General features: G+C 60.3%; 16 protein-coding genes. 5 read left to right on the top strand and 11 right to left on the bottom strand.

Features of this window, described 5'->3' with window-relative positions; genetic code table 11:
• Position 1: 1 nt before the first annotated feature.
• The 5 genes from LOY28_RS28545 to LOY28_RS28525 all read right to left on the bottom strand — a co-directional run bounded on the left by LOY28_RS28545 (position 2) and on the right by LOY28_RS28525 (position 4,764).
• Positions 2-745 (bottom strand): hypothetical protein, encoded by a 744-nt coding sequence (locus tag LOY28_RS28545; protein WP_018927554.1) that lies wholly within the window; start codon positions 743-745, stop codon positions 2-4.
• A gap of 3 nt (positions 746-748) precedes the next feature.
• Complete coding sequence (lpoB, locus tag LOY28_RS28540; protein WP_007941608.1) at positions 749-1,336, bottom strand: penicillin-binding protein activator LpoB; 588 nt, start codon at positions 1,334-1,336, stop codon at positions 749-751.
• Positions 1,337-1,374: 38 nt separating this feature from the next.
• Positions 1,375-1,746 (bottom strand): YcfL family protein, encoded by a 372-nt coding sequence (locus LOY28_RS28535; protein ID WP_018927555.1) that lies wholly within the window; start codon positions 1,744-1,746, stop codon positions 1,375-1,377.
• 15 nt (positions 1,747-1,761) lie between these two features.
• Positions 1,762-3,156, bottom strand: a complete 1,395-nt coding sequence (locus LOY28_RS28530) for a COG3014 family protein (protein WP_258612828.1) — start codon at positions 3,154-3,156, stop codon at positions 1,762-1,764.
• 207 nt (positions 3,157-3,363) lie between these two features.
• Complete coding sequence (locus LOY28_RS28525; RefSeq protein WP_018927557.1) at positions 3,364-4,764, bottom strand: COG3014 family protein; 1,401 nt, start codon at positions 4,762-4,764, stop codon at positions 3,364-3,366.
• A 152-nt stretch (positions 4,765-4,916) separates the two neighbouring features.
• Here LOY28_RS28525 and LOY28_RS28520 point away from each other — a divergent pair, with 152 nt between their 5' ends.
• Together LOY28_RS28520 and LOY28_RS28515 are read left to right on the top strand one after the other, a co-directional pair.
• Positions 4,917-6,815: an FTR1 family protein gene (locus LOY28_RS28520; RefSeq protein ID WP_258612827.1), complete on the top strand. Its 1,899-nt coding sequence runs from the start codon at positions 4,917-4,919 to the stop codon at positions 6,813-6,815.
• A gap of 106 nt (positions 6,816-6,921) precedes the next feature.
• A complete protein-coding gene (locus LOY28_RS28515; RefSeq protein WP_064621049.1) occupies positions 6,922-7,377 on the top strand; it encodes a YaiI/YqxD family protein in 456 nt (151 codons plus the stop codon).
• A 49-nt stretch (positions 7,378-7,426) separates the two neighbouring features.
• Here LOY28_RS28515 and elbB read toward each other — a convergent pair whose 3' ends face one another.
• On the bottom strand, positions 7,427-8,095 hold the full coding sequence (elbB, locus tag LOY28_RS28510; RefSeq protein ID WP_064621048.1) for an isoprenoid biosynthesis glyoxalase ElbB: 669 nt from the start codon (positions 8,093-8,095) through the stop codon (positions 7,427-7,429).
• Between the two features lie 114 nt (positions 8,096-8,209).
• On the opposite strand from elbB, the gene LOY28_RS28505 reads away from it, so the two are divergent.
• A complete protein-coding gene (locus LOY28_RS28505; RefSeq protein ID WP_018927561.1) occupies positions 8,210-9,445 on the top strand; it encodes a sterol desaturase family protein in 1,236 nt (411 codons plus the stop codon).
• Here the strand turns inward: LOY28_RS28505 and LOY28_RS28500 are convergent.
• A complete protein-coding gene (locus tag LOY28_RS28500) occupies positions 9,426-10,058 on the bottom strand; it encodes a DedA family protein (RefSeq protein WP_018927562.1) in 633 nt (210 codons plus the stop codon). The genes LOY28_RS28505 and LOY28_RS28500 overlap by 20 nt on opposite strands.
• A 208-nt stretch (positions 10,059-10,266) precedes the next feature.
• On the opposite strand from LOY28_RS28500, the gene hemB reads away from it, so the two are divergent.
• Both hemB and ppk1 read left to right on the top strand, forming a co-directional pair.
• Positions 10,267-11,280, top strand: a complete 1,014-nt coding sequence (gene hemB, locus LOY28_RS28495; RefSeq protein WP_018927563.1) for a porphobilinogen synthase — start codon at positions 10,267-10,269, stop codon at positions 11,278-11,280.
• Positions 11,281-11,298: 18 nt separating this feature from the next.
• Positions 11,299-13,521 carry a polyphosphate kinase 1 gene (ppk1, locus tag LOY28_RS28490; RefSeq protein WP_018927564.1) on the top strand — a complete coding sequence of 741 codons (2,223 nt, stop codon included), beginning with the start codon at positions 11,299-11,301 and terminating at the stop codon, positions 13,519-13,521.
• Between the two features lie 178 nt (positions 13,522-13,699).
• Here the strand turns inward: ppk1 and ppx are convergent, their stop codons facing one another.
• The 4 genes from ppx to LOY28_RS28470 form a co-directional block, all read right to left on the bottom strand.
• On the bottom strand, positions 13,700-15,202 hold the full coding sequence (ppx, locus tag LOY28_RS28485) for an exopolyphosphatase (protein WP_258612826.1): 1,503 nt from the start codon (positions 15,200-15,202) through the stop codon (positions 13,700-13,702).
• Positions 15,203-15,446: 244 nt separating this feature from the next.
• Positions 15,447-16,184: an amino acid ABC transporter ATP-binding protein gene (locus LOY28_RS28480; protein WP_018927566.1), complete on the bottom strand. Its 738-nt coding sequence runs from the start codon at positions 16,182-16,184 to the stop codon at positions 15,447-15,449.
• Positions 16,171-16,821 carry an amino acid ABC transporter permease gene (locus LOY28_RS28475; RefSeq protein WP_138866484.1) on the bottom strand — a complete coding sequence of 217 codons (651 nt, stop codon included), beginning with the start codon at positions 16,819-16,821 and terminating at the stop codon, positions 16,171-16,173. The genes LOY28_RS28480 and LOY28_RS28475 overlap by 14 nt, the downstream gene beginning before the upstream one ends.
• On the bottom strand, positions 16,818-17,498 hold the full coding sequence (locus tag LOY28_RS28470; protein WP_018927567.1) for an amino acid ABC transporter permease: 681 nt from the start codon (positions 17,496-17,498) through the stop codon (positions 16,818-16,820). Before LOY28_RS28470 ends, LOY28_RS28475 begins: the two co-directional genes overlap by 4 nt.
• Between the last annotated feature and the right edge of the window lies 1 nt (position 17,499).

Below are 17,499 nucleotides of genomic sequence, written 5' to 3'. Positions count from 1 at the left end.
ATCAGTGCAGAATCACCGGCGCCGTATCTCGCGGCAGGTTATTACGCAGCGGTGCCTGCCCCGGCTGCTCGTAACCGCCACCACCGAGCTGTTGGCTCAGTTGTGAAGCCACGTCTTCACCCAACGCCTTGGACACGTCACGCACCACCCGTGGGCGGTTCAGGGAAACCCGGATGTCCCGGCCATTCACCAGTTTGGTGTCCTGACCTTCGCCCATCGCCGTGAAGGCCGAGGTGATCTCGAAGGTCTTGGTGTTGATCAGGCTGAAGTCCGCCACCAGCGTCAACGCCAGCACCGCCGAGTAACTGTCGGTGTTGGCCAGCTCATTCATGTCGCGGGTGAAGTCGATGTCTGACACGGTGCCGAACAGCACATAGTCGGCACCCTTGAAGCTACCGGCCTTGATGCGCTTGATCACGTCATACACGTCGCCTTTGGACGATGCCGTGTAAGGCGTGCCCTGCACCAACTGGAACATCCCGGTGCGCAGGATCTCGCCCTTGATGTCGCCGGTGAATTTGCGCAACTCGCCTTGCTCGATGTAGCTGTTGGTGGCTTCGTACTCTTCGTAACTGGAAGAACCACTGGCGCCGTAATAACTCTGGCTATGGTTACTCTGTGCCGAAACAGTGTGGACGTATTGCTCCACGCGCTCCTGGTACGCCAGATCCGCTACTGCAACTTTCGGGGCCGCTTGCACGCTGAACGCGCAAGCCAGGGCCATCATGCCAATCCATGTGCGCATCGATTAACGCTCCGTGGTTTTGCGGATCTCTTTTTCGTCCATCCACTCGGCCAGACCGCTTTCAACGTCGATCAATTGCAGGCTGAATTTGTAGAAGACGTCCTTGTAGTCGCTGCTGCGCTTGACGATCGAGCTGATCGAACCTTCAAGACGGTATTGGGCGGCAATCATGTTGCCGGTCTTGGCCACGGTGCTCTTCTTGTACAGGCCGCTCTGGTTTTGCAGCTTGAGCTGGTCGACCTGGCTCTGCATTGCGGTGTTGTCGCTGGCGAAACGGGCGACGCCGGACTTCATCAGCTGGGTCTTGATGCTGGTAGTGATTTCGCGGGTATCGATGTACTCGCTGGTCTTGTTCTTCACGTCGTAGACCTGAACCACCGGACGGCCTTGCAGGATGCCGGACTGGGCCAGGGAGCGGGTCATGGATTCGGCGATCATCTGCAGGTCGGTGGAGCCGAACTCGTTGGTCACGGTTTCCACGGCTTTGGTGTCGCCGTAGCTGATGTTTTTGCTGCCCAGCGTCGGCGAAGTGTTGGCGCAACCGCTGGCCAGGAGGGCGATGACGGCGATGAACGAAAAGCGTGCAAACATGGGAATGCTCTCTAGAACTGAACGAATAGGTGTCGGGCTTAAGGCGTTTTGATTTCGAGACGGAAATCCACGGCTTTGGCGGTTGGCGCAATGGCCTGGATGAAACTGGTCTGCTCGCCGTACATCATCTGGCTTTTCCAGGTTTCCTCTTCGGCAACCGGGAAGCCTTCAGGGCCGAGCCAGGCAAAGCGGTAGTAGAAGGTCTTGTTGTTGTAGCTGGTGTTGCTCAGCTGTGCGTTGACCGTCATGAAGCCGTTTTCCCGCGCCACGCGCATGGCGCCGACCACGATGTTCTTGAGCTTGCCCATGGCCACGACCTTGCTGGCAGCGCTGCCTGGCTCTGGTGGTGGCGGGGTGGCGCAGCCGGCCAGCAAGGCCAGGGCGACGACAGTGATGAGTTTGAAGCGCATGCAAAGACTCCGTTCTTAAGGTTGTTTGAGGCTGGCCACGGTGGTCGGGTTGGCGCTCGGGATCACATGAGCGGCCTGGCCGCTGGCGAATACCTGATTGCCCACGGCGCGCAGGCTGATGACCTGATAGCGCTGATCGACGGTGATCTTGACCACCGAACCACCTATGGCACTCGGCAGCGAGACGTGATGCTCGCCTTTCTTCAAGCGCAGACGCACCACTTGAGTGGTGTCTGGCAGGGTGCGCCATGTACGGGTATCGGCACCTTCGAGCACCGCTGAAGAGATACCGACCGCCAGGCCTGCCAGCGGGTTGGTTTCGTTGATCTTCTTCTGCGCCACGCCTTTGGTCACGGCACGGACGGTGGTGCGCAGGATGATGCCCGGCATGTCATCACGCAGCGCGCGGCGGGACATGGCGGTGGTGCTGTTGAGTTGCGTCAGGTTCACCTGCTGACCGTCCACGCCGATCTGGGCGAAGGTGGCGGTGGAGGTGTCTGGCTTGATGATCGGGAACGACAGCGGAGTGATCACCACGTTGTTGCTGATCGGCAATGGCAGCGGAATACGAATCGAGTCGCGGGACGGCGCCAGGCCGCTTTGCACGACGATCAGGATGTCGCTGTCCTCGTCCTTGGCGGGTTTGTCGAGATTCACCAGCGCCTGTTCCAGCAGCGGGGTGTTCGGGCGCAATTCGGCGGCCTTGCGATAGCCCGGTGCAGCCAGGTCTTTCTCGCCCAGGGCTTCATAGACGAAACCGGCCAGGTAATGGCTGAACGCACTCTGGTAGCTGTTTTTCAGGCTGACCACTTCTGGCGCGTCGAGGCTGGCCACCGGATAACCCTGGAGATCCTTGTACTGGGTTTTGACGCCTTCCTTCTCGGCCTGCTCTTCGCTCTTGAGGTATTCCTTGTCGCGCAAGTCGGCGATCACCGCTTCACGTTCGTGAGTTTTCTTGATCGCGGTGCGCGCGCCGTCGAAGTCATTCACCGCCAGCAGGTTGAGGGCCATCTGCGTGGTCAGCATGACTTTTTCGTAGTCGTAGCCTTCGTAGCGACGGACTTTGTCATTGACCAGGAAGCTGCCGAACTGAGCCAGGTACTTTTCGGTGTCGAGCTTGACCGAGTCTTCCCACTTGCCCACCACCTGATCGGCGCTGCTCCAGGCGTTCTGGCTGCCGGACAAGTCACCCTTGGCGCGCAGCAGTTCACCCTTCTCGAAGTAATAGAGCAGGTCTTTGTCGGCGCCGGTGTTGTTCTTTTCCAACAAGGTCAAGGCGGCGTCGACGTTGCCGGCAGCCAGTTGCTGGTTGGTTTGTGCCAGTTCGGAATCGTAGTTGCGAAAAGCCGAACAGCCGGAGAGCAAGGTGACAGCGCTGAGCGCGATCGAGGTAAGGGCGCGAGAGGCCATAGGGGGTACTTCTTCCCTGAGTATTAGCAGCCGCGCGTGCTGGTCGGGCTGTTGGGACCTATCGGCAGGGAGACTGGCGTCCTGCCAATTCCTCATAAAAAGAGGAGCTTAAATGCCGTATCGTGATAACGACGGCGCGGCATTATAAACAGGGATGCTGGCTATGTAATGGCTTTTTAATTGTATGTTTTCACAGCGTGCCATTACTTATTTCTGGCCTGATACCACACTGCTTTCAGGCGCAACGGCAGGTTCGAAAGCCACTCCGTTGCTGTAAATCCGCTCTCCCAGCGCTCGCAGGGTTATGACCTGATGGTTTTGCTCGATGCGGACTTTCAGGGGTGCGGCGCCCGGCGCGTTGGGCAGGCTGATCAGGTGCTCGCCTTTTTTCAGGCGTAGGCGCGCCACCAGGGTGATGTTGGGCAAGGTACGCCAGGTTCGGGTGTCCGCGTGCTCAAAGCCATCGTGCTGCGTCACGTACGAGGCTTTGCTCGGGTCGCGTCGGTTGTCCGTAGCCTGAACAGAAGCGGCCAGGTAGGCACGATATGCGGTGCGCTGAATGATGCCCGGCATATCGTCGCGCAACGTGCGTAAAGACATGTCGGTGATGCTGTTTACAAGGATCAGTTGCTGTTTGCGACCGTCGATCGTCATCTGCGTGAACGCCGGGGTCGACGTGTCGGGAACCATCACCGGAAACGACACGTTGGCGACGATCACCTGATTGTCTTCCAGCCGCACCGGGTAGGGGACACGAACCGAACTGCGCGCTGGCGCCAGGCCACTTTGAACGATGATCAGCACATCACTTTCATTGGCCTTGGTGGCCGGTTTGTCGAGTTCGCGCAATGCTTGCTCGAAGAAGGGCAGGTCGGGTCGCAACTCGATGGCCTGGCGATAACCCGGGGCGGCAAGATCGCGCTCACCCAGCGCTTCATACGTAAACCCGGCCAGGTAGTGACTGAATGCACTCTGATAGCCGTTTTTCAGCGCGATCACGGCGGGCGCATCGAGGGTCATCACGGGGTAGCCCTGGAGATCCTTGTAGTGCACGCGAACGCCCTGGGCCTTGGCTTCCTCTTCAAGTCGCTCGTATTCCTTTTCCCGCTGACGGGCAATCAGAGCTTCACGTTCGTGGGTTTTCTTGATGTCGGCGCGAGCACCGTCGAAGTCATTCACGGCCAACTGGTTCAGGGCCATTTGCGTGGTCAGCATGACTTTTTCGTAGTCGTAGCCATCGTAGCGACGCAGTTTGTCGTTGATGATACTGCCCCAATGATCGCCCATCGCGGACAAGAGCTGTGTGCCGGCAGACTCGACGGTGTCCTGGCGCTGGATCACCATTTGCTCTGCACTGCGCCAGGTAACCTGGCTTTGCTGCAGCGCACCACCGGCACTCAGGACTGCACCTTTTTCGAAGTAGTAGAGCAGGTCCCGTTCTTCTGACGGATTGTGCAGCTCCAGCAGTTGGAGAGCGCCCTGCGGATTTCCCGCTTTCAACTGGGCGGTCGTTTGCTCCAGTTCCAGGTCGTAGTTGCGGTAAGCGGCGCAACCAGTCAGTTGCAGGGCAAGGCTTAACAGCAACGAGAAAAACAGGCGTGAATGCATGGACGTTGATTCTTCCCTGAACGAAACTGACGGAGGGTGGCAATTGGCCGCTGAATTTATACGCAGCTACGCAGGAAATTCCAACAAAGCTTGAGCGAAACTCATTGGAAGTGAACAATGTGTTACTTCGTATTTCCATTTGAGATTTATTCATGACTGGCTCCTCTCGTTTTCTGGCGTGGCTCGTGCTGCCGATGATCGCGTTCTGCAGCTTCAATGCGCTGGCCGAAACCGCGGAGGGTGCGCCCAAGGCCTTGCATTTGCTCGATTACATTGCCGCCGATTACCCGACGGCGGTCGAGGGAGGCAAGGTTATTGATGAGGCTGAGTATCTCGAACAGCAGACATTCCTGGGGGAGCTGCAAGGGTTGATCGCCGATTTGCCGGCCAAACCCCAGCGTGCCGAACTGGAGCAGGGCGTTAACGGTCTGCGCACCGCGATCGCCGCTCGCAAGGACGGCGCGGACGTCACCCGTCAGGCGCGTCAACTGGGGGCAAAACTGGCGGTGACCTATGAAGTCAGCCAGGCTCCGGTCATTACCCCGGACCCGACCCGCGGCGCGCCGCTGTATGCCCAGCAGTGCTCGGTGTGCCATGGCGATACGGGCTTCGGTGACGGCCCGGCAGGTGTCGGCATGACGCCACCGCCGACCAATCTGCGCGATGCCGCGCGACTGGACCGTCTGAGCCTCTACGCGCTTTACAACACGCTGGGTATGGGCGTCGAAGGTACTGACATGCCGGCCTTCGCCGATCAGCTGGATGATCGTCAGCGTTGGGACCTGGCGACCTACATCGCCGGCTTCAGCGCCGATCCGGCCGCGGCAAAATCCGAAAAAACCTACAACATCGCCGACCTGGCGCGTCAGACGCCAGCCGAAGTGCAGGCCGTCGAAGGTCCGCAAGCGGCCGCGACCTTCCGCGCGCAACGAGCGCAACCGCCGCAGGTCAAGCGTGGCCCGGGGCAATTGCTTGAATACACGGCGGCCACGCTGGACAAGAGTATCGCCGCCTATCGCGCTGGCGAGCACGATCAGGCCTACGACCTGTCGGTGGCGGCGTACCTGGAAGGCTTCGAACTGGTTGAAAGCTCTCTGGACAACGTCGACGCCAACGTACGCAAAGACACTGAAAAGTCCCTGATGGCTTACCGTCAGTCGTTGCAGGACGGCTTGCCAGTGGCCCAGGTCGAGCAACGTCTGGAAGTGGCCAAGGCCAAGCTGAAAGAATCCGCTGGCCTGCTCGGTAGCGATGGCTTGAGCTGGTCGCTGAGCTACATTTCCGGTCTGTTGATTCTGTTGCGAGAAGGTCTGGAAGCCATTCTGGTGCTCGCGGCGGTCCTCGCGTTCCTGCGCAATACCGGCCAGCAATCGGCGGTGCGCAGCGTCAACATCGGTTGGGGCCTGGCGCTGTTGGCCGGGCTGGCGACCTGGGCGGTGGCGGCGTATGTGATTGACGTCAGCGGGGCCCAGCGTGAGCTGCTGGAAGGGGCCACTGCGCTGTTTGCCAGTGTCATGGTGCTCTGGCTCGGCGTGTGGATGCACGACCGTCGCCACGCAGCGGCCTGGCAGGATTACATCAAGAGCAGCCTGGTGAGCGGCGGTGGGCGTTTCGGGTTTGCGATCCTGGCGTTCTTCTCGGTGTATCGCGAACTGTTCGAAGTGATCCTGTTTTACGAAACCTTGTGGTTGCAGGCGGGGCCTGCGGGGCATAACGCCGTAATGGCTGGCGGCGCGACGGCGCTGGTTATGCTGGTCGGTCTGGCCTGGGTGATTCTGCGCGGCTCGGCAAAGCTGCCGCTGGCACTGTTCTTCGGCATCAATGCCGGATTGCTGTGCGCGTTGTCGGTGGTGTTTGCCGGCCATGGCGTGAAGGCGTTGCAGGAAGCCGGAGTCTTCGGCACGCGGCCGGTACCGTTCTTTGACTTCGACTGGTTGGGGATCCACGCTGACGCGTATTCGCTGAGTGCCCAGGCTGTGGCGATCATTGCGATCATCGTGCTGTACAGTCGCAGCCGGATGGCCGAGAAGCGGCAGTTGCCGGCTTCTTAAAAGCATTCGCTGCGCTCATATTCGCGGGCAAGCCCGCTCCCACAGGTTCAGCGCTAACCTTATGGGAGCGGGCTTGCCCGCGATGCTTTTCAATAGAGGAAATCCAATGCGCGTATGGATCGATGCCGACGCCTGCCCTCGGGCAGCCAAGGATCTAGTGGTGAAGTTCGCCCTCAAGCGCCAGTTCGAAGTGGTACTGGTGGCCGGTCAGCCGCAGATCAAGCCGGGCCTTGCGCTGGTGAAACTGATCGTGGTGCCCAGCGGCCCGGATGCCGCCGACGATTACCTGGTGGAACACGCGGTGCCGGGGGAGTTGGTGATTTGCAGCGATGTGCCGCTGGCGGATCGGCTGGTGAAGAACGGCGTTGCGGCGCTGGATCCGCGGGGTAAGGAGTTCGATGCGCAGAACATGGGCGATCGACTCGCGGTGCGTAACCTGTTCACCGACTTGCGCGAGCAGGGGCAGATGAGCGGCGGCCCGGCGCCGTTCGGCGAGCGCGAGAAACAGGCGTTCGCCAATGCGCTGGACCGGATATTGACCCGGTTGTCGCGTAAAGCTTGAGCAAGACGGTAATGATCGTTCCCACGCGGAGTGGGAACAATCACGAGTGTTACTCGTCGTTTTCGTGGGTCAGTTCCAGTACGCGGTCGACCAATTTGTTGATGCCGGAAGCGGCTTCGCTGATCGATTGCGCGAGCATGTACGCCGGCGTGCTCACCAGCTTGCGCGCCTTGTCTTCGACAATGTCGGTCACTGCGCACTCGGCGTGGGTGGCGCCCATCTTGTTCATCGCGGCGGCGGTATCGGCATCGTTGCCGATGGTGCAGGTCACGCCCGGGCCGTAGATTTTTGCCGCCAGGGCCGGCGAGATGCAGATCAGCCCCACCGGTTTGCCAGCCTCGGCGAACGCTTCGGTCAACGCCAGGACGTCAGGTTGAACGCTGCAGCCGGCGCCTTCGACGGCAAAGTTCGACAGGTTCTTGGCCGCCCCGAAACCGCCGGGAACGATCAGCGCATCGAAGTCTTCGACGTCCGCTTCACGGATATCCTTGATGTTGCCCCGGGCGATACGCGCCGATTCCACCAGCACGTTGCGCGATTCGGGCATTTCTTCGCCAGTCAGGTGGTTGATCACATGTAACTGCGCGATGTTGGGTGCGAAGCACTGCACCTGGGCACCGCGCTGGTCCAGCCGCAGCAGGGTGATCACGCTTTCGTGGATCTCGGCGCCGTCGTACACGCCACAGCCGGAAAGGATCACTGCAATTTTTTTGCTCATGGGCTTTTCTCCAGATTCATGGCGTTAAATGTCCACTAATTTGTCACTCGTTGCCATAGGGTTAATTCGCGGCTACACCTAATCTCTGCTGAACGATTCCGATCAGGTCGCGTCATGAACTTCATTCTGTATGCGGTGCCGTTTTTCTTTGTGCTGATTGCGGTCGAGTTGTTGGCCGACCGTTGGCGCGGGGTGAGCAATTACCGCGTGGCAGACGCGATCAACAGCCTCAGCACCGGCGTATTGTCGACTACCACGGGCCTGTTGACCAAAGGTGTCGGCCTGGTCACTTATGCCTTCGCCCTGGAACATCTGGCCTTGATCGAGCTGTCGGCCGACAGTGTCTGGGTCTGGGTGTTTGCATTCGTCTTCTACGACTTCTGCTACTACTGGCTGCACCGGATGGGCCATGAGCGCAACATCCTCTGGGCCGCGCATTCGGTGCATCACCAGAGCGAGGACTACAACCTCTCCACGGCCCTGCGCCAGACCAGCACCGGGTTTCTGTTGAGCTGGATTTTCTACCTGCCCCTGGCCGTGCTCGGCGTGCCGCTGCTGGTGTTCGTCAGCGTTGCGGCGTTGAACCTGCTGTACCAGTTCTGGGTGCATACCCGGCATATTCCCAAACTTGGCTGGTTCGAGTGGTTCTTCGTCACGCCGTCCAATCATCGGGCTCACCATGCACAGAACGCTCTCTACATGGATCGCAACTACGGCGGGGTGTTCATTATTTGGGACCGTCTGTTCGGCTCGTTCCAGGAAGAGGACGATAACGAACCGGTGATATTCGGCGTGACCACGCCGCTGGCGAGCTGGAATCCGTTGTGGGCGAACGTGCAGTTTTACGCGCAGTTGTGGGATGACGCCCGGCGCGCCGAGCGCTGGTGGGACAAGCTGCGGATCTGGTTCATGCGCACCGGTTGGCGGCCGGCGGACGTGGCGGCCAAATACCCGATGAACAAGCCGGACCTGGCTCAGTTCCGCAAATTCGAGGTGCCGCTGGACGGACGTCAGCAGTGGTATGTGGCGCTGCAGTTCTGCGTCTACATCGCCTTGGGCAGTTACTTGATGAACTTGGAGCAGAGCCTGCCGACCGCAGCCCTGGTGTTGGGTTGGGGCGCCGTGGCGTTGGGGTTGTTCGTGTTGGGTGCAGCCCTGGAGAATCGCCCGCAGGCGTTGAAGCTGGAGCTGTTGCGGCTGGTGTCGAACCTGCCGCTGGTGTGGCTGGCACCGATGGTCGGGCTATGGCCGGGCAGCGCGGTGGGCTGGGTGGTGCTGCTCAGTTACAGCCTGCTCAGCGGCATCGGTCTCTACTGCTGTAGAAACCGCGTCACTCGATGGGCGTCGTAGGTTCGCTGGACTTGGCCTGTTCGGCTTTCAATGCCTGCTCATCGGCGTAGATCTTTTTCGCCAAGCGGGCATTCTTGAAGCGCCGCCGCAGCCACAGGACAAAGCCCAGGACCAGCAGGGCGCCCAGCACCCACAGCTCGTATTTCTTGACACTGCCCAGCATACCTTCGAGCACCGCGCCGAAGTGATACGCAGCCGCTGCCAGCGCCGCAGCCCAGATGGCCGCGCCAATCCCGTTGAGCAGCAGATAGCGTCCCGGCGGATAGCCCGACAGACCGATTGCCACCGGCATGACGGTGCGCAAGCCATAGACAAAGCGGAAGCTCAGCACCCAGATGTCCGGGTGCTTGCGGATATGTTCCAGTGCCCGATCGCCCATCAATTGCCAGCGCGGTTTGCGCGCCAGCAATTTGCGCCCGTGCTTGCGCCCCAGGAAGTACCACAGCTGATCGCCGGCATAACTGCCGAAGAACGCCACGACCACCACCAGGTTGATGTCCATGTACCCACGGAACGCGAGGAAGCCTGCGAGTACCAGAATGGTTTCGCCTTCGAAAAACGTGCCGAGGAACAGGGCAAAGTAGCCGAAGTCATGTAGGAATTGTTGGAGCATTGTCTGGGTGCTGGCGAAATGAACGCGCAGCCTAACCCTTCGTGCACATTCATGAAAGTGTCCAAATGTGTCTCGACGTGAACATTTCCTACAAGGACAATGGAATGCGGCTACCTGTCACAGGGGTGCACACAACTGTCATACGTTGGTCATAATGGCCGCTTATAACTGTCACGCTCGCCCGCCAGCGCGGGCTCAGGAGTCTGCCGTGAGCTTTACCCCCGCCAACCGTTTGTTTCCTGCAACCCGCCTGCGTCGCAACCGTCGTGATGATTTTTCGCGTCGTCTGGTCCGTGAAAACGTACTGACCGTCGATGACCTGATCCTGCCGGTGTTCGTGCTGGACGGTGAAAACCGTCGCGAAGCAGTGGCATCGATGCCGGGCGTCGAACGCCTGACCATCGATCTGTTGCTGGAAGAGGCTGCCAAGTGGGTCGAGCTGGGCATTCCGGCGCTGGCACTGTTCCCGGTGACGCCACCGGAACTCAAGTCACTGGATGCCGCCGAAGCCTGGAACCCCAACGGCATCGCCCAGCGCGCTACCCGCGCTCTGCGTGCGCAGTTCCCGGAGCTGGGTGTGATCACCGACGTCGCCCTGGACCCGTTCACCACTCATGGGCAAGACGGCATCCTCGACGAAGAAGGCTACGTAGAGAACGACATCACCGTCGACGCACTGGTTAAGCAGGCTTTGTCCCACGCCGAAGCCGGCGCTCAAGTGGTGGCTCCGTCAGACATGATGGACGGCCGCATTCAGGCGATCCGCGAAGCGCTGGAGCTGGCGGGGCACGTTAATGTGCGGATCATGGCCTACTCGGCCAAGTACGCCAGTGCCTACTACGGCCCGTTCCGCGATGCGGTGGGTTCGGCGTTGAACCTGGGCAAGGCCAACAAGGCCTCCTATCAGATGGACCCGGCCAACAGCAACGAAGCCCTGCACGAAGTGGCGGCCGACTTGTCAGAAGGCGCAGACATGGTCATGGTCAAGCCAGGCATGCCGTATCTGGATATTCTTTATCGGGTCAAGGAAGCGTTCAAAGTGCCGACCTTTGTGTATCAGGTCAGCGGCGAATACGCCATGCACATGGCGGCGATCCAGAATGGCTGGTTGAGCGAAGGGGTTATCCTCGAATCCCTGACCGCTTTTAAACGTGCAGGCGCAGATGGCATCCTGACTTACTTTGCCGTCCGTGCTGCTCAATTGTTACGAGAGCAAAAATAGCCCTCCCAGGAACATTCGATGAATACCGAAGGACTCACTGAAGTTGCCGTAAAAGACGCTCAACCTGTGGTGGAGCAAATCGCTGAAACTCCGCCGGAGCTGGAGCCCGCTCCACCTGCGGTGGTGGCCGAGCCCGTTGTGGCGGCGCCAGCGATTGCCATTCCCGGTCTGGATGACAGCAGCCTGTACATCCATCGCGAGCTCTCGCAACTGCAGTTCAACATCCGCGTGCTGGAACAGGCGCTGGATGAGTCCTACCCATTGCTGGAGCGGCTGAAGTTTCTGCTGATCTTCTCCAGCAACCTGGACGAGTTCTTCGAGATTCGTGTGGCCGGCCTGAAGAAGCAGATCACCTTCGCCCGTGAACAGGCTGGCGCCGATGGCCTGCAACCGCATCAGGCCCTGGCTCGCATCAGCGAATTGGTGCACGGTCACGTCGACCGCCAATACGCGATTCTCAACGACATTCTATTGCCGGAACTGGAAAAACATCAGGTCCGCTTCATCCGTCGTCGTTACTGGACTACCAAGCTCAAGACTTGGGTCCGCCGTTATTTCCGCGACGAGATCGCGCCGATCATCACCCCGATCGGCCTCGACCCGACGCACCCGTTCCCGTTGCTGGTGAACAAGAGCCTGAACTTCATCGTCGAGCTCGAAGGCATCGACGCCTTCGGTCGCGATTCCGGCCTGGCGATCATCCCGGCGCCGCGTCTGCTGCCGCGGATCATCAAGGTGCCGGAAGAAGTCGGCGGCCCGGGTGACAACTATGTATTCCTGTCGTCGATGATCCACGCGCACGCCGACGACCTGTTCCAGGGCATGAAGGTCAAGGGCTGCTACCAGTTCCGCCTGACCCGGAACGCCGACCTCGCGGTCGATACCGAAGACGTGGAAGACCTGGCCCGCGCCCTGCGCGGCGAGTTGTTCTCCCGTCGCTATGGTGATGCGGTGCGGCTGGAAGTGGCCGACACCTGCCCGAAACACCTGTCCGATTACCTGCTCAAGCAGTTCAACCTGCAGGAGACCGAGCTGTATCAGGTCAATGGTCCGGTCAACCTGACCCGGCTGTTCAGCATCACCGGCCTGGACAGTCATCCGGAGCTGCAATACACGCCGTTCACCCCGCAGATCCCGAAACTGCTGCAGAACAGCGAGAACATTTTCAGCGTGATCAGCAAGCAGGACATCTTGCTTCTGCACCCGTTCGAGTCCTTCACCCCGGTGGTCGACTTGCTGCGTCAGGCGGCCAAGGATCCACACGTGTTGGCGGTTCGCCAGACGTTGTATCGCAGCGGCGCCAACTCGGAGATCGTCGATGCGCTGGTGGATGCGGCGCGGAACGGCAAGGAAGTGACGGCGGTGATCGAATTGCGCGCGCGGTTCGATGAAGAATCCAACCTGCAGCTGGCCAGCCGTCTGCAGGCGGCCGGCGCCGTGGTGATTTACGGCGTGGTCGGCTTCAAGACCCACGCCAAGATGATGCTGATTCTGCGTCGCGAAGCCGGCGAGATTGTTCGCTACGCTCACTTGGGTACCGGCAACTACCACGCGGCCAACGCCCGTCTGTACACCGACTACAGCCTGCTGACCTCCGACGATGCCTTGTGCGAAGACGTCGGCAAACTGTTCAGCCAGTTGATCGGCATGGGTAAAACCCTGCGCATGAAAAAACTGCTGCACGCGCCGTTCACGTTGAAGAAGGGCATGCTCGACATGATTGCCCGGGAGACGCAATTCGCCCTCGACGGCAAACCGGCGCACATCATCGCCAAGTTCAACTCGCTGACCGATCCAAAGGTCATCCGCGCGTTGTACAAGGCCAGCCAGTCCGGGGTACGCATCGATCTGGTGGTGCGCGGCATGTGCTGCCTGCGACCGGGCATCGCCGGGGTATCGCACAACATCCACGTACGTTCGATCATCGGTCGTTTCCTGGAACACACCCGGGTCTTCTACTTCCTCAATGGCGGTGAAGAGCAGATGTTCCTGTCCAGTGCCGACTGGATGGAACGCAACCTCGACAAGCGCGTCGAGACTTGCTTCCCGGTCGAGGGCAAGAAGCTGATTTTGCGGGTCAAGAAAGAGCTGGAGCTTTATCTTACCGACAACACCCACAGCTGGAGCCTGCAGTCGGATGGTCGCTACGTCCGTAATACACCGACCGGCAACCAGAACCCGCGCAGCGCCCAGGCCACCTTGCTGGAGCGGTTGGGCAGCCCGATTCTGGCGGTGCGTTAACGCAAACCTTGGGCGATAAAAAATGGCGATCCATGTGGATCGCCATTTTTTTTACCTCGCCCGAGCGATGAGCGATGAATAACTGTGGCGAGGGAGCTTGCTCCCGCTGGACTGCGTAGCAGTCCTTCTTTTGGGGCCGCTGCGAGGCCCAACGGGAGCAAGCTCCCTCACCACAGGCTTAGCGAACGTTCAGCACGAAGCTGACGCGGGTCAGCCATTCGGCTTCCAGGGCGAAGTCGGCCTGGGTCAACTGGTTGTCATCCAGCCAATGTTCCGGGAATAACACATCCAGGCTGTCGCCATTGGCGTGCAGCACGACCTGTGGCATTTCCTGGGTGCCACGGATGTGGTGGAACAGAATCGCGAAGCGCAGCAGCACGCACAGGCGAATCAGCTTGATGCCGTCGTCGCCAAAATCGGCAAACCTGTCCTTGGGAATATTGCGACGGTGGCCACGCACCAGTAGCGCGAGCATCAGTTGGTCTTCGCGGGAGAATCCGGCCAGGTCCGAGTGCTCGATCAGGTAGGCGCCGTGTTTGTGGTACTGATAGTGCGCGATGTCCAGGCCCACTTCGTGGACCTTGGCCGCCCAGCTCAGCAGTTCGCGCCAGACACCGTCGTCCAGGTCCCAGTCCGCGGCCACTTGATCGAAGGCATGCAGCGCCTTGCGTTCGACCCGCGCGGCTTGCTCCAGGTCGACGTGGTAGCGCTCCATCAGCGAGCTGAGCGTGCGCTCACGGACATCTTCGTGATGATGACGGCCCAGCAGGTCATAGAGCACGCCTTCGCGCAGGGCGCCTTCACAGTGGTCCATGCGTTGCAGTTCGAGGGCATCGAAGATCGCTTCGAGAATCGCCAGCCCGGCGGGAAAGATCGCCCGGCGGTCGGGCTTGATGCCTTCGAAGTCGATTTTCTCGACATCACCGAGCTTGATCAGCTTGCGCTTGAGCCAGGCCAAGCCTTCGGCGTTCACCTCGCCAGTGCCATGCCCGCCGGCCTTCAGCGCCAGGCCAATGGCGCGAATGGTGCCCGAGGAGCCGATGGCTTCATCCCAGGTCAGGCGGTGCAGGGCGTGTTCGATGCTCATGATCTCCAGCCGCGCCGCGGTGTACGCCTGGGCGTAGCGGGCCGGGGTGATCTTGCCGTCCTTGAAATAGCGTTGGGTATAGCTGACGCAACCCATTTGCAGGCTTTCGCGCAGCAGCGGTTCGAAGCGCTGGCCAATGATGAATTCGGTACTGCCGCCGCCGATGTCGGCCACCAGGCGTTTGCCCGGGGTGTCGGCGAGGGTGTGGGAGACGCCGAGGTAAATCAGGCGCGCTTCTTCACGGCCGGAGATGACTTCTACCGGATGGCCGAGGATTTCTTCGGCCCGATGGATGAATTCACCGCGGTTACGGGCTTCGCGCAGGGCGTTGGTGCCGACGATCCGCACGGTGCCGGGCGGCATACCGCTGATCAGTTGGGCGAAGCGCTTCAGGCAATCGAGCCCGCGTTGCATTGATTCTTCGCTGAGTTGACGCTCTTCGTCGATACCGGCGGCCAGCTGAACCTTCTCCCCGAGACGCTCGAGAATCCGGATTTCGCCGTTCTGGGCCTTGGCCACGACCATGTGAAAGCTGTTGGAGCCCAGGTCGATTGCGGCGATCAGGGACAGATTCTTGACTTGGGATAGCGGCATGGTCAGGGGGTCTCGGTCGATAACCTCGACATCCTGCCACGATCAAACGCTCGCGCCAACGCGTACGGTTTAATGCCTTGATCCAGCGCACGGACGACGTGGGTTCCTGTGGCGAGGGAGCTTGCTCCCGCTGGGCAGCGCAGCGGCCCCAAAACCATTCAACGCAGTGCTTCAGGAAAAGCCGGCCAGCAGGTTTACGACTGCTGCGCAGCCGAGCGGGGGCAAGCTCCCTCGCCACAGCGGTTCAGCCCGCCGCCTCCACGGTCCCAATGAAGTTCGCCAGCTCCGCCGTCTGCGGATTGGCAAACAACACCTTCGGATCTCCCACCTCATGCACCTTGCCCTGGTGCATGAACACCAATTTGTCGCCCACCTCCCGGGCAAAACGCATCTCATGGGTGACCATGATCAATGTCATACCCTCCCTGGCCAGTTGCCGGACCACGCTCAACACTTCATTGACCAGTTCCGGGTCCAAGGCCGAGGTGATTTCGTCGCACAGCAAGACTTTCGGCGACATGGCCAGCGCCCGGGCGATCGCCACCCGCTGTTGCTGGCCGCCAGAGAGTCGATCCGGGAAGGCGTCGAATTTCTCGCCCAGCCCGACCCGTTCCAGCATCTGTCGCGCCAGCTCGGTGGCTTTGGCTTTCGGCACTTTCTGCACCACTTGTGGCGCAAGCATGACGTTTTCGCCGACGGTCAGGTGCGGGAACAGGTTGAACTGCTGGAACACCATCCCAACTTTCTGCCGCAGGCTGCGCAGGTCGGCGCGGGCGGCGTCGAGGTATTCGCCGTCGACTTCGATCACACCGTCATTGATCGATTCCAGACCATTGAGGGTGCGCAGCAAGGTGGACTTGCCCGAGCCGCTGCGACCGATGATCGCCACCACCTGGCCTTCCTCGATACTCAGATCGATGCCTTTGAGTACATGGTGGTCGCCGTAATATTTATGCAGGGCGGAAATTCTAAGCAGAGGCATGCAGTCTCCTTTCCAGGTAGCGCGCACTGAGGGACAAGGGGTAGCAGAGCAGGAAGTAACCGAGGGCGACGAGGCCGTAGACCATAAAGGGTTCGAAGGTCGCGTTGGCGAGCATGCCGCCGGTCTTGGTCAGTTCGGTGAAGCCGATGATCGAGGTGACGGCGGTGCCCTTGACCACTTGCACCGAGAAGCCCACGGTCGGCGCCACGGCGATGCGCAGTGCTTGTGGCAGGATCACGTAACGCAATTGCTCCAGCGGGTTGAGCGCCAGGCTCGACGAGGCTTCCCACTGGCCGTTGGGGATCGAGTCGACGCAACCGCGCCAGATCTCTGCCAGGTAGGCGCTGGTGAACAGTGTCAGGGCAATTGCCGCCGCCATCCACGGTGAAATTTCCACACCGGCCAAGGCCACACCGAAGAACACCAGAAACAGCTGCATCAACAGCGGCGTGCCCTGGAACAATTCGATGTAGGTGCGGGCGACGTGGCTGGGCAGGGATTTCTTAGAAATCCGCATCACCATGATCAGCAAACCGATCAGCCCACCGCCGATAAACGCCACCAGCGACAACGCCAGCGTCCATTGCAGGCCCGTAAGCAGGTTGCGCAGGATGTCCCAGAAGGTGAAATCGCTCATTGGCTGCTCCTTGCGCTGCTCTTGGATATGTAGCGGCGACCGATCCAGTTCAGCAGCTGGCGGATCAGCAGCGCCATGCACAGGTAGAGCAGCGTGGTCAGCGCATAGGTTTCAAAGGCGCGAAAGTTGCGCGACTGAATGAAGTTGGCGGCGAAACTCAGCTCTTCGGTGGCGATCTGCGAACAGACCGCCGAGCCGAGCATGACGATGATGATCTGGCTGCTCAGGGCCGGCCAGACTTTGCCCAGTGCCGGCAGCAGAACCACGTGGCGGAAGGCTTCGAAACGCGACATCGCGAGGGCGGCTGCGGCTTCCAGTTGTCCGCGGGGGATCGCTTGAATGCCGGCGCGGATGATCTCGGTCGAATAGGCGCCCAGGTTGATCACCATCGCCAGCACCGCCGCCTGCCATTCGGAAATCTGCAGGCCCAGCGACGGCAAACCGAAGAAGATGAAAAACAACTGCACCAGAAAGGGTGTGTTGCGGATCAACTCGACGTAGACCCCGAAAATGCCGGCGAACGGGCGGATGTTCCACGCCCGCACCAGTGCGCCGATGATGCCCAGAGCGACCCCGAACACTGCGCCAACGGCCGTCAGCTCAAGGGTGAACAACGCACCGCGCAGCAGCAGGTCGGTGTTTTCCACCACCGGCAAAAAATCGAACTGATAAGCCATA

The organism is Pseudomonas sp. B21-017, from assembly GCF_024749245.1.
Lineage (GTDB): Bacteria > Pseudomonadota > Gammaproteobacteria > Pseudomonadales > Pseudomonadaceae > Aquipseudomonas.
Note: the sequence above shows the minus strand (reverse complement) of the source record. Positions and strands in the feature narration are given on the sequence as shown.